This is a genomic window from Mycobacterium hippophais, from assembly GCF_027529605.1.
GTDB classification, from domain to species: domain Bacteria; phylum Actinomycetota; class Actinomycetes; order Mycobacteriales; family Mycobacteriaceae; genus Mycobacterium; species Mycobacterium arseniciresistens.
The window spans coordinates 1-22,459 of the sequence record NZ_JAPZPY010000011.1; the positions used below are offsets into that span (position 1 = coordinate 1).

At 69.7% G+C, this 22,459-nt stretch carries 27 protein-coding genes; 19 read left to right on the plus strand and 8 right to left on the minus strand.

The annotated features are described in order from the left end of the window. Both O6P37_RS20860 and O6P37_RS20865 read left to right on the plus strand, forming a co-directional pair. Window positions 1-1,075, plus strand: a 1,075-nt coding sequence (locus O6P37_RS20860; protein ID WP_408633219.1) for an LCP family protein, incomplete at its 5' end; no start/stop codon positions are given. Between the two features lie 131 nt (window positions 1,076-1,206). After that, window positions 1,207-1,752, plus strand: coding sequence for a ferritin (locus O6P37_RS20865; RefSeq protein ID WP_269895887.1), 546 nt, complete (start codon window positions 1,207-1,209; stop codon window positions 1,750-1,752). 1 nt (window position 1,753) lies between these two features. On the opposite strand, the gene O6P37_RS20870 is transcribed toward O6P37_RS20865, so the two are convergent. The 3 genes from O6P37_RS20870 to O6P37_RS20880 are packed head-to-tail and all read right to left on the minus strand — an operon-like array spanning window position 1,754 to window position 4,052. Further along, a complete protein-coding gene (locus tag O6P37_RS20870) occupies window positions 1,754-2,596 on the minus strand; it encodes a glycerophosphodiester phosphodiesterase (RefSeq protein ID WP_269895888.1) in 843 nt (280 codons plus the stop codon). A 25-nt stretch (window positions 2,597-2,621) separates the two neighbouring features. Then, window positions 2,622-3,653, minus strand: coding sequence for a DUF4328 domain-containing protein (locus O6P37_RS20875; RefSeq protein ID WP_269895889.1), 1,032 nt, complete (start codon window positions 3,651-3,653; stop codon window positions 2,622-2,624). A 57-nt stretch (window positions 3,654-3,710) separates the two neighbouring features. Next, on the minus strand, window positions 3,711-4,052 hold the full coding sequence (locus tag O6P37_RS20880; RefSeq protein WP_269895890.1) for a rhodanese-like domain-containing protein: 342 nt from the start codon (window positions 4,050-4,052) through the stop codon (window positions 3,711-3,713). Window positions 4,053-4,679: 627 nt separating this feature from the next. Here O6P37_RS20880 and O6P37_RS20885 point away from each other — a divergent pair. The 5 genes from O6P37_RS20885 to O6P37_RS20905 all read left to right on the plus strand — a co-directional run bounded on the left by O6P37_RS20885 (window position 4,680) and on the right by O6P37_RS20905 (window position 8,107). Continuing rightward, window positions 4,680-4,805, plus strand: a complete 126-nt coding sequence (locus O6P37_RS20885; RefSeq protein ID WP_269896086.1) for a hypothetical protein — start codon at window positions 4,680-4,682, stop codon at window positions 4,803-4,805. A gap of 126 nt (window positions 4,806-4,931) precedes the next feature. Next, window positions 4,932-5,555, plus strand: a complete 624-nt coding sequence (locus O6P37_RS20890) for a superoxide dismutase (RefSeq protein ID WP_264014274.1) — start codon at window positions 4,932-4,934, stop codon at window positions 5,553-5,555. A 202-nt stretch (window positions 5,556-5,757) separates the two neighbouring features. Next, window positions 5,758-6,291: a peptidase gene (locus O6P37_RS20895; RefSeq protein ID WP_264014275.1), complete on the plus strand. Its 534-nt coding sequence runs from the start codon at window positions 5,758-5,760 to the stop codon at window positions 6,289-6,291. A 259-nt stretch (window positions 6,292-6,550) separates the two neighbouring features. Beyond that, a complete protein-coding gene (locus tag O6P37_RS20900; RefSeq protein WP_269895891.1) occupies window positions 6,551-7,270 on the plus strand; it encodes a TMEM165/GDT1 family protein in 720 nt (239 codons plus the stop codon). A gap of 438 nt (window positions 7,271-7,708) precedes the next feature. Further along, entirely contained in the window at window positions 7,709-8,107 is a 399-nt protein-coding gene (locus O6P37_RS20905) for a helix-turn-helix domain-containing protein (RefSeq protein ID WP_264014277.1), read from the plus strand. A gap of 46 nt (window positions 8,108-8,153) precedes the next feature. On the opposite strand, the gene O6P37_RS20910 is transcribed toward O6P37_RS20905, so the two are convergent. Genes O6P37_RS20910 through O6P37_RS20920 form a run of 3 tightly spaced genes read right to left on the minus strand, consistent with a single transcriptional unit; the run spans window position 8,154 to window position 10,350 of the window. Next, window positions 8,154-9,344, minus strand: a complete 1,191-nt coding sequence (locus O6P37_RS20910; RefSeq protein WP_269895892.1) for a hypothetical protein — start codon at window positions 9,342-9,344, stop codon at window positions 8,154-8,156. Continuing rightward, entirely contained in the window at window positions 9,341-9,832 is a 492-nt protein-coding gene (locus tag O6P37_RS20915; RefSeq protein ID WP_264014279.1) for an ImmA/IrrE family metallo-endopeptidase, read from the minus strand. Before O6P37_RS20915 ends, O6P37_RS20910 begins: the two co-directional genes overlap by 4 nt. A 59-nt stretch (window positions 9,833-9,891) precedes the next feature. Beyond that, on the minus strand, window positions 9,892-10,350 hold the full coding sequence (locus O6P37_RS20920) for a hypothetical protein (protein WP_269895893.1): 459 nt from the start codon (window positions 10,348-10,350) through the stop codon (window positions 9,892-9,894). 103 nt (window positions 10,351-10,453) lie between these two features. Between O6P37_RS20920 and O6P37_RS20925 the strand changes: the two genes are divergently transcribed. From O6P37_RS20925 to rraA, 7 genes are all read left to right on the plus strand, one after another. Beyond that, entirely contained in the window at window positions 10,454-10,759 is a 306-nt protein-coding gene (locus tag O6P37_RS20925) for a hypothetical protein (RefSeq protein WP_269895894.1), read from the plus strand. Window positions 10,760-11,376: 617 nt separating this feature from the next. Then, window positions 11,377-12,033 carry a DUF6474 family protein gene (locus O6P37_RS20930; RefSeq protein ID WP_264015215.1) on the plus strand — a complete coding sequence of 219 codons (657 nt, stop codon included), beginning with the start codon at window positions 11,377-11,379 and terminating at the stop codon, window positions 12,031-12,033. A gap of 5 nt (window positions 12,034-12,038) precedes the next feature. Then, window positions 12,039-12,566, plus strand: coding sequence for a copper resistance CopC family protein (locus tag O6P37_RS20935; RefSeq protein ID WP_269895895.1), 528 nt, complete (start codon window positions 12,039-12,041; stop codon window positions 12,564-12,566). Further along, the gene (locus O6P37_RS20940; protein ID WP_269895896.1) at window positions 12,542-13,501 is read left to right on the plus strand and encodes a CopD family protein; all 960 of its coding nucleotides are present in this window, start codon (window positions 12,542-12,544) and stop codon (window positions 13,499-13,501) included. The genes O6P37_RS20935 and O6P37_RS20940 overlap by 25 nt, the downstream gene beginning before the upstream one ends. A gap of 94 nt (window positions 13,502-13,595) precedes the next feature. Next, on the plus strand, window positions 13,596-14,132 hold the full coding sequence (locus tag O6P37_RS20945; protein ID WP_269895897.1) for a hypothetical protein: 537 nt from the start codon (window positions 13,596-13,598) through the stop codon (window positions 14,130-14,132). Window positions 14,133-14,180: 48 nt separating this feature from the next. Then, window positions 14,181-14,945, plus strand: coding sequence for a MerR family transcriptional regulator (locus O6P37_RS20950; RefSeq protein ID WP_269895898.1), 765 nt, complete (start codon window positions 14,181-14,183; stop codon window positions 14,943-14,945). A gap of 20 nt (window positions 14,946-14,965) precedes the next feature. After that, the gene (gene rraA / locus O6P37_RS20955; RefSeq protein ID WP_269895899.1) at window positions 14,966-15,445 is read left to right on the plus strand and encodes a ribonuclease E activity regulator RraA; all 480 of its coding nucleotides are present in this window, start codon (window positions 14,966-14,968) and stop codon (window positions 15,443-15,445) included. A gap of 51 nt (window positions 15,446-15,496) precedes the next feature. Here the strand turns inward: rraA and O6P37_RS20960 are convergent, their stop codons facing one another. Further along, window positions 15,497-16,966 carry a flavin-containing monooxygenase gene (locus O6P37_RS20960; protein WP_269895900.1) on the minus strand — a complete coding sequence of 490 codons (1,470 nt, stop codon included), beginning with the start codon at window positions 16,964-16,966 and terminating at the stop codon, window positions 15,497-15,499. A gap of 70 nt (window positions 16,967-17,036) precedes the next feature. On the opposite strand from O6P37_RS20960, the gene O6P37_RS20965 reads away from it, so the two are divergent. Genes O6P37_RS20965 through O6P37_RS20975 form a run of 3 tightly spaced genes read left to right on the plus strand, consistent with a single transcriptional unit; the run spans window position 17,037 to window position 19,802 of the window. Beyond that, window positions 17,037-17,675, plus strand: a complete 639-nt coding sequence (locus tag O6P37_RS20965) for a TetR/AcrR family transcriptional regulator (RefSeq protein ID WP_269896077.1) — start codon at window positions 17,037-17,039, stop codon at window positions 17,673-17,675. A gap of 24 nt (window positions 17,676-17,699) precedes the next feature. Further along, window positions 17,700-18,905 carry a DNA polymerase IV gene (gene dinB / locus O6P37_RS20970; protein WP_269895901.1) on the plus strand — a complete coding sequence of 402 codons (1,206 nt, stop codon included), beginning with the start codon at window positions 17,700-17,702 and terminating at the stop codon, window positions 18,903-18,905. 48 nt (window positions 18,906-18,953) lie between these two features. After that, the gene (locus tag O6P37_RS20975; RefSeq protein WP_269895902.1) at window positions 18,954-19,802 is read left to right on the plus strand and encodes a TIGR03620 family F420-dependent LLM class oxidoreductase; all 849 of its coding nucleotides are present in this window, start codon (window positions 18,954-18,956) and stop codon (window positions 19,800-19,802) included. Here O6P37_RS20975 and O6P37_RS20980 read toward each other — a convergent pair. After that, a complete protein-coding gene (locus O6P37_RS20980; protein WP_269895903.1) occupies window positions 19,756-20,760 on the minus strand; it encodes a PHP domain-containing protein in 1,005 nt (334 codons plus the stop codon). The two genes, O6P37_RS20975 and O6P37_RS20980, sit on opposite strands and share 47 nt — an antisense overlap. Before the next feature lie 94 nt (window positions 20,761-20,854). Between O6P37_RS20980 and O6P37_RS20985 the strand changes: the two genes are divergently transcribed. Continuing rightward, a complete protein-coding gene (locus O6P37_RS20985) occupies window positions 20,855-21,208 on the plus strand; it encodes a hypothetical protein (protein WP_269895904.1) in 354 nt (117 codons plus the stop codon). Between the two features lie 38 nt (window positions 21,209-21,246). Next, window positions 21,247-22,098 (plus strand): LLM class F420-dependent oxidoreductase, encoded by an 852-nt coding sequence (locus tag O6P37_RS20990; protein WP_269895905.1) that lies wholly within the window; start codon window positions 21,247-21,249, stop codon window positions 22,096-22,098. The last annotated feature ends 361 nt before the right edge of the window (window positions 22,099-22,459 follow it).

The window sequence follows — 22,459 nt, forward strand, 5'->3', positions numbered from 1 at the left end:
CCCCGCAGGCCCGCCGCCCGCCGGTCGACGGCCGCCTCCGCCCGCACGACCGCCCGCGCCTGCCGGTAGGCCCGCTTCCCCGCCCCCGCGGCCGCCCGCACCCGTGGCGAAGCCCCGCCGGCGCCGACGCTGGGGCCGGATCATCGGCTCACTGCTGCTGGTCACAGTCCTCGCGCTGGTGGGCGCCGCCGTGTGGATCGACTCATCGCTGCACCGGATCCCGGCGCTGTCGAACTACCCCGACCGGCCCGCCGCCGGGCGCGGCACCACCTGGCTGCTCGTCGGCTCGGACAGCCGCCAGCACCTCTCCCCCGAACAACAGGCCGAGCTGGCGACGGGCGGCGACATCGGGGTCGGCCGCACGGACACCATCCTGCTCGTCCACGTCCCCGGCCTGCTCTCGAGCGCGCCGACCACGATGGTGTCCATCCCACGCGACTCCTACGTGCCCATCCCCGGCTACGGCGAGGACAAGATCAACGCCGCCTTCTCGATCGGTGGCGCGCCGCTGCTGGCGCAGACGGTCGAACAGGCGACCGGGCTGCGGCTGGACCACTACGGCGAGATCGGCTTCGACGGATTCGCCGAGGCCGTCGACGCGGTCGGCGGCGTGACGATGTGCCCGCCCGAGCCGGTCGACGATCCGCTGGCCGGCATCAGCCTGCCCGCGGGCTGCCAGGAGCTCGACGGCCGCAATGCGCTCGGCTACGTGCGCACCCGGGCCACCCCGCGCGCCGACCTCGACCGGATGACCAATCAGCGCGCCTTCATGTCGGCGCTGCTGCACCGCGCCGCCAGCCCCTCGGTCCTGCTGAACCCGCTGCGGTGGTATCCCCTGGTGCATGCGGCGGGCGGCGCACTGGCGGTCGACGAGGGCGCGCACGTGTGGGATCTGGCGAGGCTGGCGTGGGCGCTGCGCGGCGACGTCACGACGACGACGGTGCCCATCGGCGAGTTCACCGGCAGCGACTCCGGCGCCGTCGTGGTGTGGAACAGCGAAGCGGCGAGCCGGCTCTTCGAGGCCCTCGCCACCGACGCTCCGATCCCCGCCGACACCATCGACACGCAGCCGTGAGTTCGGTTAGGCGACCCTCAGCAAACCACGCTGCGTTCGCGTGACCGCGGCCACAGCACTTAGGGAAACCTCGCCTCAATAAGGCAGACCTTTGCTGACAACCCCCTCTGACCTGCTATATCCTCGGTTCCATGAGCAATGACAGCGCACTCGACACCAAGTTCCACGAGCTCCTCACGGACCAGGTGCGCAGCGAGTTCACCGCCGCCCAGCAATACATCGCCATCGCGGTGCACTTCGACGGCGCCGACCTGCCGCAGCTGGCGAAGCACTTCTACGGCCAGGCCGTCGAGGAACGCAACCACGCCATGATGCTGGTGCAGTACCTGCTCGACCGCGACGTCGACGTGGCGATCCCGGGCGTCGACGCCGTGTGCAACCGCTTCGACACCCCGCGCGACGCGCTCAAGCTGGCGCTCGACCAGGAGCGTGCCGTCACCGAGCAGATCTCCCGGCTGGCGAGCGTCGCCCGCGACGAGGGCGACTACCTCGGCGAGCAGTTCATGCAGTGGTTCCTCAAGGAGCAGGTCGAGGAGGTCGCCACGATGACCACCCTGGTACGCATCGCCGACCGGGCCGGCACCGACCTGTTCCACCTCGAGGACTTCGTGGCCCGCGAGATCAGCGTGCCCGCCGCCGATCCGACCGCGCCCCGCGCCGCCGGCGGCAACCTGTAGATCAGTCCCGTTCCGCCCCGGTCAGACCGTTCTGCAACCAGTCCTTGGTCCGGCCGGGGTGGTTCGTCGCCACCCACGCCACCCCCAGGTCGCGGCAGTACTGCACGTCCTCGTAGTGGTCGACGGTCCAGCAGTACAGCGCGCGGCCCTGGGCGGCCGCACGGTCCACGAGTTCCGGGTGCTCGCGCAGCGTCGCGATCGACGGCCCCACCGCCGTCGCGCCGACCGTGGTGGCCGCGCTGCCACCCAGATAGCGCGACGTCTCCCCGAGCAGCACGGTGGGCAGCAGCGGCGCCGCCCGCCGGATGCGCCACACCGCCGCCGCGGAGAACGACATGACCACCGCGCGCGACAGATCCGCCGACGCCGGCGCGGCGATGCCGTAGCGGTGCAGCAGCGCCAGCACCTTGCTCTCCACCAGTGCCCCGTAGCGCACCGGGTGCTTGGTCTCGATGAACATCTTGACCGGCCGGTGCCAGTCCAGCACCAGCTGGACGAGGTCGTCGAGGGTCAGCAGCCCGGCATCGCCGTTCGCGCCGCCGGCGTGCCACGACCCGAAGTCGAGTTCGCGCAGTTGCGCCAGTGTCATCTCGCTGACCAGCCCGCTGCCCGAGGACGTGCGGTCCACCCGGCGGTCGTGCACGCACACCAGATGACCGTCGCGGGTCAGCCGAACGTCGCATTCGACGCCGTCCGCACCCTCACGCAGCGCCAGGTCGTAGGCCGCCAGTGTGTGCTCCGGGCGGTCGGCGGAGGCACCCCGGTGGGCCACCACGAACGGGTGTCCACCGAGCGCCGGACCGGACTCCGCCGCCCCGGCGGTTCCGGCATCGCCCGAATCCATAGGGCTATGCTGCCGGGTGCTGCCCTCAGGTCTCAACCGCAACGGCCGATTCGGGTATCCGCTCCTCTTCCGGCCGGGCTTCGGACGGCGCCGTCCGGTCGTCGGGGACCAGCACCCAGCGTCGGGCCGCCCGCTCCACCGGAGCGCGCTCGAAGCCCAGGTAGATCCGCCTCGTCAGCAGCAGAACCGCCACCGACAGCAGGTAGGCGATCGTCGTGGTGACCGTGTTGTCGGCGACGCCCTGCGGGGTGTCGGGAAAACTCGTCGCGAACGCGGCGACGGACAGGATCGTGCACAGCGTCCACAGGATCGTCCACACCAGCAGGGGCCGCCGCATCAAACTGACCCGGCTCTCGATCCGGGCCAGCTCGTAGACGAACACCGGCGCCCAGACCAGGTTCACGAACGGCAGCAGGCATCCCCAGCGCAGCGCCCACGCCGGCCGGGGATCCGTCTGGCCGCGGTGGGCGAAGGCCGCCGCCCGCCGCGCGATCAGCCAGTTCGACAGCACGATCGCCAGCGCCAGCAGCAGGAAGAAAGCCACCACTGCCGCCACGATGCCGAGCCAGGTCACGCCGTCGGCCAGCCACGGGTTGAGCAGCATGCCGCGGTTCACCAGCAGCAGGACATACCGCACGAGCAACATGAACGCGGCGACGCCGAAGGCGATCGTCGTCGCGGTGAGCAGGCGGCGCACCGCGCGCACTGAAGGCCCGGCATGGGTGCGCTCGTCCTGCTGCTCATCGGGCGGGAAATACTCGACCAGCCCCCACGGCGGGATGGTGGTGTAGCGCGGCGTGGGGCCCAGGGGTCCGCGCCTACGGCGCTGCTGCGGCGGCGCGCCGGGCCGCACGGCGATCCAGCGGTAGCCCGGGGGGATCTTCGGCGGCGCCTGGCCCCCGGGTCGTGATGCCGCCTCGCCCGGCTGCGCGCTCCACTCCGAGCCCGGCGCAGGCCCCGACGGAGCGAGCAACGTGCCCTGGCAGCGCGGGCACCACTGCCGCTGTCGGTCGCGCACGTTCCACCGCGTCCCGCAGCGGGAACACACCTGGATCATCCGATCAGCCTAGCGATGGTGGCGTCGGTGGCACCGCAGTCGGTCGGGCACCCGGAGTCAAACGGTGCCGACGCCACCGTCGTCGGTGACGACGGGACGGCCTGCGCCCGCCCACGCCAGCATCCCGCCGCTGACGTTGGCCGCCTGGTAACCATTGCGGACCAGGTACTGCGCCACCCGCTGCGACCGGCCACCCGCGTGGCACACCACGTACAGCCGGGCACCCGGGTCGATGTCGGCGAGCCGGGACGGGACGTCGCCCATCGGGATGTGCCGCGCACCGGCGGCGTGCCCCCGCTGCCATTCGTCGTCCTCGCGTACGTCGAGCAGGATCACCGAGTCGTCGAAGGCTTCGGGCAACTGCGCGACGTCGGCCTGTGCGACCTCCACGTCGTCCATGTCCCCCATGCTGGCACGGCGAGCCGGCCGCCGCATCCAACGACCGGGACATCGCGGCGGCAGCAATCTCGGGGCTATCCACAGTTTCCACAGGTCTATGCACAGGGTGTCGAGCTGCCCGAACGCCTCGTGAGCCGCGAAGTCTGTGCAGACGACGGGAGTCGCTGTGGATAACCTGCGGTGCCCGGCGGGCCCGTGATCAACACCCCGAGCTAATTGCCCGGTGCGTCAGGCCGGCTCCCGTGGGACATTCCCGTCCGGGCCGGACGGGGTTGTGCGGCGTGGCCGGCCGCGGCGAGGCGCAGGCCCCGCCGGCAGGTTGCGACGGCCTCCACGGACAGCCGCGAGGACGTCGGTTCCCATGCCCGCACGCACCGCGGCCCGGCCGCGTCGCGGCCCACGCCACCGGCTGCGAGGACCCTGGAACGGACATCGGCTCACGGTGAACACAAGACCCCTCGATCCGCCCCGCCGCACATTTGCGGGTCCGATTTTTCTGTCGGCCCGCGAAGGGCTATGATCGGCGTCACACACGATTTCTGTGATAGATCTCACCTGGGGGCGGACATTGATTGTGCTGGTCAGGAGCGTTTGATGGCATCGCATCCGATGGGCTCGGGATCGGCTATGCCACCGTCTGAATGGCACACGTCCACCCACGTCTACAACCGCAGCCAACTCATGGCCTGCATGCGCGCCGCCGCCATCGCGCTGGTGCTGCTGGGCATTCTCGCCCTCATCGTCCTGTTCTGAAGTCGGCTCCGACGGGTACTGCTGTAGATGCGCCGCGCGTCCTTGCGGTGCGCGCAGTGATGGAGCAATGTTGACCTTGATACCGAGGATGTCGAGCTTCATCGATCAGCAAGAGGAAGGAAACTCGTGGCCGAATACACCCTGCCCGAACTCGATTACGACTACGGAGCCCTGGAGCCCCACATCTCCGGACAGATCAACGAGCTCCACCACAGCAAACATCACGCGACCTATGTGAAGGGCGCCAACGACGCGCTGTCGAAGCTGGAGGAGGCCCGTGCGAGCGGTGACCACTCCGCGATCTTCCTGAACGAGAAGAACCTGGCCTTCCATCTCGGCGGCCACGTCAACCACACCATTTGGTGGAAGAACCTGTCCCCGAACGGCGGTGACAAGCCGACCGGCGAGTTGGGCGCGGCCATCGACGACGCGTTCGGCTCGTTCGACAACTTCCGGGCGCAGTTCACCGCCGCCGCCAACGGCCTGCAGGGTTCGGGCTGGGCGGTGCTCGGTTACGATACGCTGGGCCAGCGCCTGTTGACCTTCCAGCTGTACGACCAGCAGGCCAACGTCCCGCTCGGCATCATTCCGCTGCTGCAGGTGGACATGTGGGAGCACGCGTTCTACCTGCAGTACAAGAACGTCAAGGCCGACTACGTCAAGGCGTTCTGGAACGTCGTCAACTGGGCCGACGTGCAGAACCGGTTCGCCACCGCCACGGGTGCGGCCAAGGGGCTCATCCTCGGCTAGAGCCAGGGCCGGCTTCGGTCATCACACGCTTCACAGAAGGGGCGCCGCGCGATTCGCGCGGCGCCCCGCCTGTTGTTATCCGGGGTGTTCGCTGTTAGCACTCGTGTCGTCTTGCGTGCCAGACCGTTGCTGGCGCATGCTGAACGGATCGACCCACAGGCGAGTCGGGGTAATGTCCGAACACCGATGTCCCGGAGGCGAGATGGAGACAGGGTCAGGCAGGGCGATCGAGATCGCGCCCTTTCATTCTTCCGGCGTGCTCAAGGGCTTCGTGGTGTCGGGGCGGTGGCCGGACTCCACGAAGGAGTGGGCGCAGCTGCTGATGGTCACCGTGCGCGTCGCATCACTACCCGGGTTATTGTCCACGACAACGATATTCGGTGTCCGGGAGGAGCTGCCGGACGAACCGGAACCGGGTACCGTCGGCCTGGTGTTGGCCGAGGGCACCGTCGTCGGTGAATCTGCCGTTCCGCCAGGATTTTTCGCCGATCGCCAACCGCCGGCACTGCTGATGCTGCACCCGCCGTCGGAGACGATGCCGTCACTGCCCGAATGCAGTGGCGCGGCGTCCGGATGCGTACTCCTGCCGGGGCTGCCGCATCTCGGCCTCGAACACCGCGCCGCGTGGGTGGAGGCCGAGTCCGACGGCACCGTGACGTCGATGGTGAGCCGGGTCGGCGTCGACCCGATCAGCCACCCCGATACCGCGATCCTGGCGATGCTGCTTGCCGCATAAGGCTTTTCGAATCGTTCGATCAAGGACTCGAAACGGAAAGTACGGCTTCCCGAAATCCCGTCCTGCGCTGGCGTCGCCGCATCGCGCCCGCTAGGGTCGGAATCATCAGCGAAGGGGAGTAGCCCCGAATCGTCGTGTCGACATACTGGCGAGAGCCCGGCCGGCGAACCGCAGCACGCGGTGGGCGAGACCTTCGACCGGAAGCGCGGCGGGCCGTTGGCAAACGGCTACGCCGGCTGCGTGTCGAAAGGTGCTCACAGTGCTCACCGCCGCCCTTCTCAGCCTCGCGGTCGTGTTCGTCGCAGAACTGGGCGACAAGTCGCAGCTGATCACGATGACCTACGCGCTCCGGCACCGGTGGTGGGTGGTGCTCACCGGCGTCGGCATCGCCGCCTGCCTCGTCCACGGCCTGTCGGTCACCATCGGCCACTTCCTGGGGACGACGCTGCCCGAACGCCCCATCGCCTTCGCCGCGGCGATCGCGTTCCTGCTGTTCGCGGTCTGGACCTGGCGGGAGGGCCGCACCGACGACGGTGACGACGACGTGCGGGTGGCCGAGCCGAGGTTCGTGGTGTTCGCGATCATCTCGTCGTTCGTGCTGGCCGAGCTCGGCGACAAGACGATGCTGGCGACGGTCGCACTCGCCAGCGACAACGATGCGGTCGGCGTGTGGGTCGGCGCGACCATCGGCATGGTGCTCGCCGACGGCGTCGCGATCGTGGTCGGGGCGCTGCTGCACAAGCGCCTGCCCGAGGGCTTCCTGCACGGCGTGGCCAGCCTGCTGTTCCTGCTCTTCGGCCTGTGGATGCTTTTCGACGCCGCACTGGGCTGGCGGCTGGTGGCATTCGTGGCCACCGGGGGCGCGGCCGCCACGGTGGCGATCGTCGTCGGGGTGCGCGCCGTACGCCGGCGCCGCAGCGGTGCGGACGACGGCGCCGCGCCGTCGGTACCGCTGGAATCGTCGCCCGAATCGGCCTGATCTCGTTCGGCTACCGCGGGGTCGTGCCAGCGCACGTACCGGCCCCGAGAAGCGCTCGTGCAGGTCACGGCGGGAGACCTCGCCGTGACCGTGGCCGAGTGGGCCACGTCACAACGAACACAGCAAACGCCTGGATCCGCCGTCGACGGCACCACGCGGGTTGCCTGTCGAGCACCCGGCGTTTCCCGTCGGAGCTGCTGTTTCACGTTCGACTGACCCGAGCCTACGCACCCGTTATTATTTGCTTCGAAGCACCATCTGGACAGGGTGCGGACACAACACAAAGTCGCTGGTAGCCGTATCGGCGATCCGGGTCGAACTGAAGCCAAGTTAACTTTGCGGCGGTTTGCACTTGGTTGAGGGGACAACTGTCGCTACGATGGTCAGCAAATACCGCCGCCTATACCGCCGGTCGTCACGCATGTGGAGGTCAATTCGATGAGCACGACGTTCGCCGCACGTCTGAACCGGCTGTTCGACACGGTCTATCCGCCGGGACGCGGCCCTCACACGTCGGCCGAAGTGATCGCCGCACTGAAGGCCGAGGGCATCACGATGTCAGCGCCGTACCTGTCCCAGCTCCGCTCGGGCAACCGCACGAACCCATCGGTGGCGACCATGGCCGCCCTTGCCAACTTCTTCCGGATCAAGCCGGCGTACTTCACCGACGACGAGTACTACGAGAAGCTCGACAAGGAGCTGACGTGGCTCGCGAGCATGCGCGACGAGGGCATCCGTCGTATTGCGGCGCGCACCGTGGGGCTGTCCCCGGAGGCGCAGCAGGACATCGCGCAGAAGGTCGACGAACTGCGCCGCCGGGAGAATCTCGACGGTTAGCCCGTCGCCGGGGTTTTCGAACCGTGGCGAAGTAACGGCTGAAGTGTCAGTCGTCGGTGTCTGAGGCGGCGCTGTCGAGCGCCCGGTACTCCTGGGCGATGGCGAGGATCCATTCTCGATCTGAATACGACTCCGGCTGCCGCAACCAGCCAAGGCCCGGGAACGACTTCCGGCCTCGCCGGGTGGCACCGGCGCGTCCCGCGTAGATCCATTCCGCGATGGCCCGGGCCTGCTCCCGCGGCGGCACCTGCGGCGCATCCACTTGGGACAGATCCAGTTCGTCCACTGAGCGGGCGCGGTCGCCGGGCTCGTCGGAGAAGCTGCCACCGCGACGCCCCGCACCACCCGTCTCGGTTCCCGCGGCGTCGACGGTGTGCCGCGTGTTGGCCGCGACGGTGGCCTCGAGGAACAGCGCATCGGAGATCAGCGACATCCGCTCGGCCACCCGGAACACCAACGGGCCCCGCGGCCGGACACCGATCCCGACATCGGGGTGGCGACGGCCGAGTTCGGCGAGGATGGGCTGGATCGCCCGCAACTCGCGACGGGCGCCGAACCAGTCCTCGACGCTGGGCAGCAGCGACCCGGCGGCCACCACCACCATCGCGCAGCCGAGAAGGGTCGCGGCGGTGCCGACACCGATCGACGACCGGCCCGCGGCACGCACCACGAAGAACCCGCTCGCCAGCATGATCAGCACGATCCCGACGGTGAACACGAACAGCGCCCGCCCCCGCCGGCTGCGGCTCGAGTGCCGGATGCCCGCCCAGGACACCAGCGACAGCGCGAGCAGGACGTACAGCAGCGGCGGCAGCCACGACGACCCGAGGTTGTTCTTGAGGTACTCCTCGGGCGCCATCTGGGGCTGCCTGCCCTCGGCGAAGAACATGGCCAGGCTCACCAGGGCGATGACGGTCGCGATGCCGTACTGCGCGAGGGCGAGCCGACGGGTGGTCGACGCCTTACGCCCGGAGGCGACCGTGGTGATCATCACGGAACTCCCCGCGGCACAAGCGATCAGCGCCACCTGACTGAAACCCATGGCGATGTTCGGCCAGTGCGCGACGTCGTCGATCAGCAGGGTGAGCGGCTGCCAGTTGAGCGCGGCGACCAGGCCGAGGCTGCCCAGCGCCAGGATCATCGCGGTGCTGACCAACGACTGCTTGTTGACCAGGGCCCATCCGATGCGAAGTCCGGTCGCCAGACCCAGCAGCCCGGCGATCACCCAGATGATCAACCAAACGCCTCTCCGAGCCGCACCTGCACAATCGAGGAGCGGTCCGATGGCAGTCGTCCGAGCCGGTAGATCAGCAGGGCCGCGAAGTCTTCGGCCTCCTGTTCGGCATCCTCGCCGCTGGGTCCCATGCACCCGGTGCGCTGGTTGAGCATGTAGCCGATCAGTTCGGAACTGGCGACCTCGGCGGTGGCGCGGGCCGCCTCGGCGACCGGCATTCCCTCGTGGCCGAGCACGAGGTGGCCGAGTTCGTGCGCGAGGGTGCGATCCCAGGCCGGCAGGCCGTTCTGCAGCAGGAAGACGTCGCGGTCGCTGTACTGCCGCCACTGTCCGCACACACCGGGGGGCAGCTCGGCGGTCTTGAGTTCGATGGGACGTCCGCGGTCCTCGCTGACCGCCTGCACCAGGCGGGTCAACGACACCTCGCCCCTGCGGGGCGCAAGGTCGAGCACAGCACTGACTGCACGCGTCACGCGACGGGTTGCAGGCATGGAACCCCCTCTCGACTCAATCCTGCGCCCGCCGCCTTGTCTCCGGCGAGCGTCCGTGGCTATTCGATGAACCGTGCGGTGCCGGCACCGCGTACCGCTCGGCCTGCCTTGGCCTGGCGGTAACCGACGAGTCCCCCCGCGCCGGTGAGCAACAGGATCCCCGCGACCCCCGGCACCGCCACCGCCGCAATCTGAGAAATACCCGCAGTTCGCAGGTATTCCACGTAACCGACCCGGAATGTCGCCGGCGGTACCCCGGGATCTCCACCGCGGAACGGCGCCTCGGGCTGGCGTCCCGTGCGTGGATCAGCGTTCATCTCGCGCGGACCCGAGTTCGGGCTGGGTCCACGGGGTCCTGCGGGGCCGCCGGGCCCGCCACCCATGCCGAGTCCCGGGGGAGCGACGAGGGGTGGCACGACGACCGGTGGCACCACGATCGGCGGAACGATGATCGGCATGGCGATCGGCGCCAGCGGTGCCTGGGCCAGGGCGCCGATGCCGGGGGCCGCGTCGAGCACCCGAGGCTCGGGTTGTGGTTCAGCGACCGGCGGGGTCTCCTCGTCGGGCGTCTCGGGCTGCCCGGAGCCCTGCGACCCGCCGTCACCACCGGAGGAGCCGTCGTTGTTCGTCGGCCTCGGTGAGGTAGAGGTCGAAGTCGAGGTGGACGTGGAGGTCGACGTGGACGTGGACGTGGAGGTCGACGCGGAGGTGGAGGTCGACGCGGAGGTGGAGGTCGACGCGGAGGTCGAGGTCTCAGCCGAGGTCAGCGTCGGAGTGTCGGTCGGCGTACCCGTTTGGGTTTCAGTCGCCGTGTCCGTCGGTGTGTCCGTCGCAGTCCCGGTATTCGTATTCGTAGGTGTATCCGTCGGATTCGTCCCGCCGCAGGACTTCCGCCTACACGGCTTGTCACCCGGCCAACCCGGGTGACCGGGATGGCCATGCCCCCACTCGCGGTCCGGCCCCTCGCCGGAGCCGGGCCTCGTGGGGCCCGGGTTCCCGGGGCGCGGTCCGCCCGGACCCTGGCCGGGTCCGCGCGGGTCGTCGTCGCCGCGCCCCGGGCCCCTCGGGCCGTCGTCGCCCCGATCGGGGTCGCCCGGCCGGCCGGGGCGGTCGGGGCCATCGCGATCAGGTCCGGGGCGACCGGGTCCGTCGCGACCGGGCCGGTCGCCGCGGTCGGCGCGATCGTCCCCGCGGGAGTCCTGCGACTGGCGGCCGTCCCCGCCGCGGCCTTGATCGGGCCCGGCAAATGCCATCGCTCCGCCGAGACCCGTGAGGAACAGGCCGGAAGCCACCAGCCCGGCCGACGTGGCGACGCGAACGCGCGAACTCACTCCGCCACCACCCCTCGTAGCCCCGCCCGCCGGCCTCTCTGGCGGTCCACCGATTGTCGCATAATCCGTGGTCACGGTTTGCTACTGCAACTAATAGGCCCGGCCGCCCGCAGGGGCGCGGCAGGGCGGCGATGTGCTCGAACGATACTGTTGTTCCGCGGCGATGTGGCCGCACGCGCATCCAGTGACGAATCAACCGGGAGGCACGCCGGGATGGCCCTGTTCAAGCGACGCAAGAGCCGCGCTACCCGCCGGGCCGAGGCCCGGGCCATCAAGGTGAAGGCCAAGATGGAGGCCAAGCTCTCCGCCAAGAACGAGACGCGCCGGATCAAGGCCGCCAACAAGGCCGAGACGCGGGCGCTCAAGGCTCAACTGCGCGCCCAGCGCGACAGCGACCGGGCCGCTCTGCGAGTTGCTGAGACGCAGCTCAAAGCCGCCAGGGAGGGCAAGCTGTTCTCCGCCACGCGCATTCGGCGGGTGCTGACCGTGGCGCGTTTGCTGGCGCCGATCGCCGTTCCGATCGTGTACCGGGCTTCCATCGCCGCACGCGGGCTCGTCGACGAGCGGCGCGCCGACCGGCTGGGCGTCCCACTCAGCCAGCTCGGCCAGTTCTCCGGGCACGGCGCCGAACTGTCGGCCCGCATCGCCGGCGCCGAACAGTCCCTGCGGCTGGTCGCCGAGAAGAAGCCCAAGGACGCGGAGACCAAACAGTTCGTCGCCGCGATCACCGAGCGGCTCAGCGATCTGTCGGCCGCGGTGACCGCCGCCGAGAACATGCCGTCGACGCGCAGGCGGTCCGCTCACTCGGCCATCGCCACGCAGCTCGACGGGATCGATGCCGACCTGATGGCTCGCCTGGGCGTCGTCTGACGACCATGCCGCACCCGCCGACGCGCCTGCGGGTGCTCACTGCCCTGGTGACCGTCGTGCTGGCCGCGCTGGCGCTGGCGGGCGCTGGGCCGGCCGCCGCGCACGCGGCCCGCGTCGCCGCCGATCCCGCAGAGGACACGGTGCTCACCGCGTCGCCGCAGCGGGTCACGGCGACGTTCAACGAACCGATGCAGAAGGCGTTCGCGGCGATGACCGTCGTCGGCCCGGACGGGAACCTCTGGTCGACGGGCGAGCCCGAGGTCGCCGATGCCCTGGTGAGCGTGGGTGTGCGCCCGTTGGGGCCGGCCGGCAGCTACACCGTGAACTACCGGCTGACCTCGGCCGACGGCCACGTGGTGACCGGGTCATGGTCCTTCGCGCTCGACGTGGCAGGCACCGGGACACCCGGCCCGTCGGCGACCGCCACCCCGGCCGCACCGCCCGATCGCGGCGTTCCCGTCTGGCCGTTCGTGGTGGTCGGCGCGCTGATCGTCGCCGCCGGCGTGTGGTGGGCGGTGCGGCGCCGGACGTGACCGCTCCCGCGATCGCCGGCGGTCGCGCGGCGCTCACCGGCGCGCTCCTCGTGGTGGCGGCCTCGGCGCTGGGCTGGTCGCTGGCCCAGCCGATGAACTCGCTGGCCGGGTCGGCGGTGCGTGCGTTGGCCGACTCCGCGGCGGTGGTCACTCTCGGGCTGACGGTGGTGCCGATGCTCGACGTCGGCAGGCACCGCGCCGAACTCGTCCGCTCGTCGGCCACCGCGCTCGGGGTGGCCGCAGCCCTCTGGCTGCTGGCCGAGGTGGTGCGCCTGATCGCCGTGACGGCGCAGGCCGCCGCCCTGCCGCTGAGCAGGGTGGGGGCGCGTGACGTCCTGCAGTTCTCGCTCCAGACGACCGTCGGGCGGGCGGGCCTGTTCAGCATCGCGGCGGCACTGGCCGTGGCACTGATCGCGTTGGCCGCACCGCGGACGGCGGTGACGGCCGTTGCGGCGGGCGGGTTGGCGGCCGCGGGGCTGGCCGCCAGAACGCTCGCGGGTCACCTCGCCGAAAGCCCCTGGGGCGGAGTGGCGGTGGCGGTCCACGCGCTGGCCGCCGCGGTGTGGTGCGGTGCCCTGGCGGCGATGGTGCTGACAGTGGGGCATCGCGGACGATGGGCCCGGGTGCTGCCGAGGTTCTCCCAGCTGTCGCTCCTCTGTGTGGGGGTGCTGCTGGCCGCCGGGGTCGCCGGTGCGGTCGCGGCGGTCGACTCGTGGGACGCGTTGTTTACGACCGGGTACGGCCGCGTGCTGTCGGCGAAGATCGTGGTCACGGCGGTGTTGATGGTGCTGGCGTGGCGGAATCGGGCCGGGTGGCTTCCGGCGGCGCGGGCGCACCGTGCGACGGCCGGTTTGTCACGCACCCGCTCGCTGATCGAGTTGGCGATCATGGCCGTCGCGCTGGCGCTGGCCGCCGCACTGGCAGTGACGGGTTGACCGGCGACCCCGCCTGGCATGATGGGCACCACTGCCGGCTTCGACACTCACGCGATCGCGCACGAGGCTAGAGACACCGCAAAGGAGCAGCCGAATGGCAGACCAGCAGGGTCGCCCCGACCAGACCCCGGACGCCGTCGTACCGGCCGCTCCCCCGTCGTCGTCGGGCGCCGCCGATCCCGCACCGCCACCGGCGCAGCCCGCCAAGAAGGCGCCGGCGAAGAAGGCACCTGCCAAGAAGGCCGCGGTCAAGAAGGCGCCCGCCAAGAAGACGCCGGCCAAGAAAACTCCCGCGAAGGCCGCGAAGAAGGCCCCCGCCAAGAAGGCGCCCGCCAAGAAGATTCCGCCCGCGACGGCTGCCGCTCCCGAGGCCCCGGCCGCCCCGATCCCGGCGCAACCGGAGCCCTCCCTTCCCACGCCGTCCGCCTCCGACATCACCTCCGCCGCCAAAGAGGCTGCTGCTCAGGCGAAGTCGACGGTGGCCACGGCTGCGAACCCCGTCTCGGGTGCGGTGCCGATGCCGTTGAGGTCAGCGGAGCAGTCCCGGGTGCCGGTCACGGCGGCCGTCGCCGCAGGCGTCCTGGCGATCCTGCTCGTGCTCATCGCGCGCCGGTACGCCGAGGACGACTGACCCCCCGCACTTGACCCTGACGCGACGTCAGGGCCGATAGTCATTCCCATGGACGACACGGCAGCCAGGACGGTCGGCGCGGTCGCCGATCTGACCGGCGTCTCGGTGCGCACCCTGCACCACTACGACCACATCGGTCTCGTGGTGCCGGGCGTACGTACCCCGGCGGGCTACCGCGCCTACACCGACGCCGACATCGAACGTCTGCACGTCGTGCTGGTGTACCGGTCGGTCGGACTGCCGCTGGAGGAGATCCGGACCCTGCTCGACGAGTCCGGCTCCGACGTCCTTGCGCATCTCGAGCGCCAGCACAAGCTGCTGCTCGAGCGCGCCGATCATCTGCAGCACACGATCAGGGCAGTGGAGGAACTCATGGACGCACACCGCGAAGGAATGCAACTGACCGCCGAGGAACAGGTGGAGGTGTTCGGTTCCACGGTGTTCGGTGGCGAGTACGCCGACGAGGCGCGGGAACGCTGGGGCGGCACCGAGGTGTGGCGGCAGTCCCAGCAGCGGTCCGCGCAGCTGACGAAGCAGGACTGGATCGCCGTCAAGAACGAGGGCGACGCCCTGCTCGAAGCGCTGGCGCAGGCCAAGCGCGGGGGCGTGGCGCCCGGATCGCCGGCGGCGAACGAGTTGGCCGACCGGCACCGCGGCTCGATCGAGCGGTTCTACGACTGCAGCGACGACATGCACGTCTGCCTCGCCGAGATGTACCTCGCCGACGACCGGTTCACCCGCTACTACGACGACGTCGAGCCGGGGCTGGCGCAATTCGTGCACGACGTCATCGTGGCGCGGGCGCGGACATGACGGGCTGAGATAATCGTCGGGTGACCATCGCACCCCGCGCCACCGCTGACCTCGTCGACGACATCGGCCCCGACGTCCGCAGCTGCGACCTGCAATTGCGGCAATTCGGCGGCCGGGCCGAATTCGCAGGCCCGATCACCACGGTGCGTTGTTTCCAGGACAACGCGCTACTCAAGTCGGTGCTGTCCGAGCCGGGCGACGGCGGAGTCCTGGTGATCGACGGCGACGGCTCGGTGCACACCGCGCTGGTCGGCGACGTCATCGCCGCGCTGGGCCGCGACAACGGCTGGGCCGGGCTGGTCATCAACGGCGCGGTGCGCGACGCGGCGGTGCTGCGCACCCTCGACATCGGCATCAAGGCACTGGGCACCAACCCGCGCAAGAGCTCCAAAACCGGTGCAGGAGAACGCGATGTGGCCGTGGAGTTCGGCGGCGTCACGTTCGCGCCCGGCGACATCGCCTACAGCGACGACGACGGCATCGTGGTGGTCAGCCCGTAGCGCGGAAATGCCCCCGACCCATGTCGGGGGCATTTCCGGGTACGGGGACCGTCAGGCCGAGACGGACGCCCGTAGCTTGCTGAATTCCAGCGTGCCGTCGTCGATCTTGCCGTTGCGGATGACCCTCAGGTCGACCAGGTAGTTCTGCTTGAGCCGCCACGGCGCCTCAGAACCCGACTTCGGAAGCGTGTCGAGGGCCCGCTTGATGTAACCCGAGCTCAGGTCGACGAACGGCAGCCGCTCGATATCGCTGCCGGGATCGCGCGGTTCGACGGTGACGTAGTCCTTCTCGCCCATGAAGCTGAGCAGACGGCTGACGTACTCCGACGTCAGGTCGGCCTTGAGCGTCCATGAGGCGTTGGTGTAGCCGAAGGTGAACGCCATGTTCGGCACACCGGAGAGCATCATGCCCTTGTAGGCCACGGTGTCCGCGAGGTCCAGCGGTGCGCCGTTGCGCGACACCTTCGCCCCGCCGAAGAACTGAACGTTCAATCCGGTTGCGGTGACGATGATGTCGGCCTCGATGCGCTCGCCCGACTTCAGTAGGATGCCGTCGGCGGTGAACGTCTCGATGGCATCGGTGACGACGTCGGCCTTGCCCTTGCGGATGGCCTTGAAGATGTCGCCGTTGGGGGCCAGGCACACGCGCTGGTCCCACGGCTTGTAGTCCGGGCTGAAGTGCCGGTCGTAGTCGTAGCCCTCCGGCAGGCGCCGTTCGGCCATGGTGCGCAACAACTTCCGGAAGACGTTCGGAAGTGCACGGGCGAGCTGGTACTGCGCCGTGGCCTGCAGGATCGCCTTCCAGCGCACCGCTGTGTAGGCCGGCTTTTCCGGCAGCAGCCGGTAGGCCCGCTTGGCGAACGGATCCTTGTCGGGCAGCGATCCGATGTAGGTGGGTGTGCGCTGCAACATCGTCACGTGACCGGCGCCGTTGTCGATGAGCGCGGGGATCAGGGTGATGGCGGTGGCGCCGCTGCCGATCACGACGACCTTCTTGCCCTGGTAGTCGAGGTCCTCCGGCCAGTGCTGGGGGTGCACGATCGTGCCGCCGAAGTCGTCGGCGCCGGGAAACTCCGGGGAGAAGCCCTGGTCGTAGTTGTAGTAGCCGCTGCAGGCCCACAGGAAGCCGGCGTGGAGTTCGATCTCCTCGCCGTCGCGCTCGATGGTGAGCTCCCACCGGCTGTCTTCGTCCGACCAGTTGGCGGCGAGCACCTTGTGGCTGTACCGGATGTGCGTGTCGATGCCGTTCTCGGTGGCGGCCTCGTTCAGGTAGTTCCAGATCGATGGGCCGTCGGCGATCATCTGGTCCGTCGCCCATGGCTTGAAATGGAATCCGAGGGTGTACATGTCGGAGTCCGAACGGATGCCGGGGTACTTGAACAGATCCCAGGTGCCGCCGAGCTTCTCCCGGCGTTCGAGGATCGCGTAGCTCTTACCGGGATTCTGGTTCTGCAGGTGCCAGGCCGCGCTGATGCCGGAGATGCCGGCTCCCACGATGACAACGTCGACAAATTCGGTCATGGTGTCAAGGTATCAACACCATGTTGAGTACGTCAACACCGTGTTGATCGTCTCGACACCGTGTAAAGTCATCGTCGTGACCACCGCCAGCCAGGCCCGCGCATCGCGCGGCCGCCGCTCCGCTCGCCCGTCGGGCGACGACCGCGAGCAGGCGATCCTGGCGACCGCCGAACGGCTGCTCGACGAGCGCGGGTTCGCCGGGATCTCGGTCGACGACCTCGCCAGGGGCGCAGGCATCTCCCGCCCGACGTTCTACTTCTATTTCCCCTCGAAAGAGGCTGTGCTGCTCACGCTCTGGGAGCGGGTGATCCGGGAGGCCGACACCGCGCTCGAGGCGTCCGCGGCCCAGGCACCCGACGGCCGCGACGTCTGGCGGCCGGGCATCAAGGTCTTCTTCGACACCTTCGGCGCGCACCGCGGCGTGACCGTCGCGGCGTCCGGCTCCGACAACGCCGAGATCCGCGGGGTCTTCTCGACGTTCATGCAGAAATGGATCGACTTCACCGCGGCGACCATCGAGGCCGAGCGCAATCGCGGCGCAGCGCCGAGCACCATCCCGGCACGCGACATCGCCACCGCACTCAACCTGATGAACGAACGCACGCTGCTCGCGGCATTCGCCCACGAGACGCCGGCCATCCCGACCGACCGGGTGCTCGACTCACTGGTGCACGTGTGGACCTGCGCGGTCTACGGAGAATGCGGCTGACGCGTCGGACCTCCATGCGAACATGTGTTCGTGTCCAGCGCGGCGACCATCCTGCACGCCGATCTCGACTCGTTCTACGCATCGGTCGAGCAGCGTGACGATCCTGCGCTGCGCGGCCGGCCGGTGCTCGTCGGCGGCGGGGTCGTGCTCGCCGCGAGCTATGAGGCCAAGGCCTACGGCGTGCGCACCGCGATGGGCGGCCACCAGGCGCGCCGGCTGTGCCCCCATGCGGTGGTGGTGCCGCCCCGGATGTCGGCGTACTCCCAGGCCAGCGACGCCGTGTTCGAGGTGTTCCGGGACACCACACCGCTGGTCGAGCCGCTCTCGGTGGACGAGGCGTTCCTCGACGTAGGCGGGCTGGGCCGGGTGTCGGGCACGCCGGTGCAGATCGGCGCGCGGCTGCGGGAGCGGGTGCGCGACGAGGTCGGCCTGCCGATCACCGTCGGCATCGCACGCACCAAGTTCCTCGCCAAGGTGGCGAGCCAGGAGGGCAAGCCGGACGGCCTTCTGCTCGTGCCGCCCGACCGGGAGCTGGCGTTCCTGCATCCGCTGCCGGTGCGAAGGCTGTGGGGAGTCGGCGCGAAGACCGCCGAGAAGTTGCACGCGCACGGCATCGAGACGGTGGCCGACGTCGCCGAGCTGAGCGAGGCCACCCTCGGCTCGATGGTCGGCGGGGCGATGGGCCGCCAGCTCTACGCGCTGTCGCGCAACATCGACCGGCGCCGCGTGGTGACCGGCGTGCGCCGCCGGTCCGTGGGTGCCCAGCGGGCGCTGGGTCGGGCCGGCAACTCCATGTCGGCCGCCGAGGTCGACGCCGTCGTCGTCAATCTCGTGGACCGCATCACCCGGCGGATGCGCAGGGCGGGCCGCACCGGCCGCACGGTGGTGCTGCGGCTGCGATTCGACGACTTCGGCCGCGCCACCCGTTCGCTGACGATGCCGCAGGCGACCGCGTCGACCGAGGCCGTCCTCGCGGCGGCGCGGGAGCTCGTCGCCGCGGCGGCGCCGCTCACCGCCGAACGGGGACTGACGCTGGTGGGCTTCGCGGTGACGAACATCGACTCCGCCGGTGCGCAACAGCTCGAGCTGCCGTTCGGCGCGGCCGCAGACCCGATCGCCCTGGACAGCGCAATGGACCGGGTTCGCAGCCGGTATGGCAACACCGCGCTCACCAGGGGCGTACTCGTCGGGCGCGACCCCGGACTGGAGGTGCCGCACCTGCCGGACTGAGCTCACGATCTTGACCTCAAGGGTCGTTGAGGTCCTACCGTCGGCGGCATGGATGCAATGGGACCGTACGGCTTCTCCGTCGACGTCGGCGCCGCGGGCGCACCCCCCGAGATCGAACGGGCGGGATACCGGACGCTGTGGGTAAACGGCGGTCAACTCGACCGGCTCGACCGCCTCCTCGACGTCATCGGGTCGACCGAGCATGCGGTCGTGGCGCCGGCGATCATCCCGCCCGACGTCTACGACCCCGCTGCCGTGACCGATCTCTTCCGCCGCGCGGAACTCGTCGCGCCGGGGCGGCTGCTCGTCGGACTCGGCTCACCGCAGCGCTCACGGCCACTCGCGGCGGTCCGTGGGTACGTCGACGAACTGGACGCCGCCACCGCGCCGATCACACAGCGTCGACGCCTGCTCGCCGCGTTCGGCCCGAAGGCGCTCGACATCGCGCGGGACCGCTTCGCCGGCGCGATCGGTGGCCTGTTCACCCCGGCCTACACCGCCGCGGCGCGGCAACGACTCGGCGCCGATCGGACGCTGGTGGTGGGGCTCTACGTCGTGCTGGACGACGACCCCGCGGCGGCACGGGCGGCCGCCCGGGAACCGCTGAGCTTCCTCGCCACGTTGCCGCCCTACATCAATTCGTTTCGGCGCCAAGGCTTCACCGACGAGGACGTCGCCACGCTGAGCGACGCGCTGATCGACGAGCTCGTCGCGTGGGGTGCACCCGACCGCGTCGCCGCCCACGCCCACGAGCTGCGGGCCGCCGGTGCCGACCACGTCCAGCTGACCGTGCTCGGTGGATCGGGTCGGCCAAGCGGCCCCGACGCGGCCCGACTCCTAGCGACCGCGCTCAGCTCGCCGTCCACTCCAGCAACTCCTCGGCCGACCACGTGTTGACGATCCGTTCCACCGGAACCCCCGCGTCGAGTGCCCGCTGGGCGCCGTAGCCGAGGAAGTCGAGCTGGCCGGGGGCGTGCGAGTCGGTGTCGATCGAGAACAGGCAACCGATCTCGAAGGCGAGCTCCAGCAGCCGGGTGGGCGGGTCACGGCGTTCGGGGCGGGAATTGATCTCGACGGCGGTGCCGCTCTCCAGGCAGGCGGTGAAGACCTTCTCGGCGTCGAACTTCGACTCGGGACGCATGCCGCGACCACCGGTGACCAGCCGGCCGGTGCAGTGCCCGAGGACGTCGGCGTGCGGGTTGGTCACCGCCTTGATCATCCGGCGCGTCATCGACGGCGCATCCATTGCGAGCTTCGAGTGCACGCTGGCGACCACCACGTCGAGGCGCTCCAGCAGCTCCGGCTCCTGGTCGAGGGAGCCGTCCTCGAGGATGTCGACCTCGATACCGGTGAGGATCCGCAGCGGCGCAACACGGTCGCGGAGCTCGTCGATGACGTCGAGCTGCTTGCGCAGCCGTTCCGGCGACAGCCCGTTGGCGATGGTCAGCCTCGGCGAGTGATCGGTGAGCGCGCAGTACTCGTGGCCGAGGTCGCGGGCGGCCAACATCATCTCCTCGATCGGGGCTGACCCGTCCGACCAGTTCGAGTGCACGTGCAGGTCGCCTCGCAGCGCCGCCCTGATCTCGCCGCCACCGAGATCGGCTGCGTTGTCCCGCAATTCGACCAGGGCGTCCGGTTCGCGGCCCGCCCACGCCTGGGCGATCACCTTGGCGGTCTTGGGACCGATGCCGGGCAGCGACTGCCAGCTGTTGGCGGCGCCGTGCCGCTCGCGCTCCGCGTCGGTCAGTCGCTCGACGGTGTCGGCGGCGTTCCGGTAGGCCATCACCCGCCGGGAGTCCTCCCGGGCCCGGTCTTTGTAGTACGCAATCTGGCGCAGCGCGGTCACCGGATCCATGCGTCCAGTGTGCCCGCCGCGCCCGGCGCAGGAAACTGCCGCTCAGCGGCCAGCCTGGGCTGCCATACGCTCGATCGGGAGGCAAGGGGGTGATGTGGAGGAGACCGACGGCCGGCCGCTGCTGTTCACGGCGAGCAATCCGTTGGACAGCGTCTCCGCCACCGTCACCTTCGGCGGCCACCTCGTCGGCGTCGCACTGGCGCCGCGGGTCGTCGAGATGACCGAGGCCGAACTGGCCGAGGAGATCCTGGTGATCGCGGCGCTGGCCCGCCGGCAGTCGATGGCCGCGCAGCACGTGGTGGTCGCGGGCTACATGGCCGAGCTGGGACACGACAGCGTCGCCGTCCGGAGTCTCCTCGAAGACCAGGTAGGGCTGCCGAGCCCCGCATCGGTGCTGGCCGCCAGGGCGGCGTTGTTCGCCGAGCGCTACGTCGAGGAAGCCGACTGACCGGCGGTTCACAGCCAACGCGACTACGCTCGGAACACGTGCGATTCGCCTTCAAGACCTCACCGCAGAACACCACCTGGGCCGAGATGCTGCCGATCTGGCAGGCCGCCGACGAGATCGACGTCTACGAGTCCGGCTGGACGTTCGACCACTTCTATCCGATCTTCTCCGACTCCACCGGGCCGTGTCTCGAGGGCTGGGTCACGCTGACCGCGCTCGCACAGGCCACCAACCGGCTGCGGGTCGGCGTGCTGGTCACCGGCATCCACTACCGGCACCCCGCCGTGCTGGCCAACATGGCCGCGGCCCTCGACATCATCTCGGGCGGCCGGCTCGAATTGGGCATCGGCGCCGGCTGGAACGAGGAGGAGTCCGGCGCCTACGGCATCGAATTAGGCAGCCTCAAGGAGCGGTTCGACCGCTTCGAGGAGGCCTGTGAGGTGTTGACCAGCCTGCTGTACAAAGAGACGACGACGTTCGACGGCAAGTACTACCAGCTCAAGGACGCCCGCAACGAGCCGAAGGGCCCGCAGCAGCCGCATCCGCCGATCTGCATCGGTGGCAGTGGTGAAAAGCGGACGCTTCCGATCACCGCGAAGTACGCCGACCACTGGAATTTCGTCGGCGGTACGCCGGCGGAGTTCGCCCAGAAGCGCGACGTGCTGGCCGCCCGCTGCAAGGACATCGGCCGCGACCCCAAGGAGATCACCCTGTCGGCACACGTCCGGCTCGGCGAGGACCGGAACTACCGCGCGGTGATCGAGGACTGCATCGCGCTCGGCGCGGAGGGTCTCGATCTCGCCATCATCTACCTGCCGCCGCCGTACGACACCGCGGTGCTGGAGCCGTTGGCCGAGGCGATCCGAGATTCCGGGCTGCTCACCGGCTGACGCGTTCGATCGGCTCAGCTATAACGATGGATCGGCGTCACCGCCGGTTTCTCCGGCCTGAGCAATGACCATCACGAAGCGATAACGATCAGGCAAAACCTGTGTTCGCCGCGCAGAGGGCGGGCGTCAGGGTCGAAACAGCGGGTCAGACGCCGAAGCGAAGTAGCTCGTCGGGAGTGATCAGCCGCTCCTGTTTCTCCGGGAACTCACGGCTCTTGACCGGGTGACGGAGCAGTGACCAGGCGATTCGACTCACCCGGGCTCGCGAAATCGGGTTGATGTGCACGGTGATCACTCCTGCGATGTCGTGATTGCTGACCCGTGGTCGTACTTTACCTCATTACCCACAGACTTTTATTAG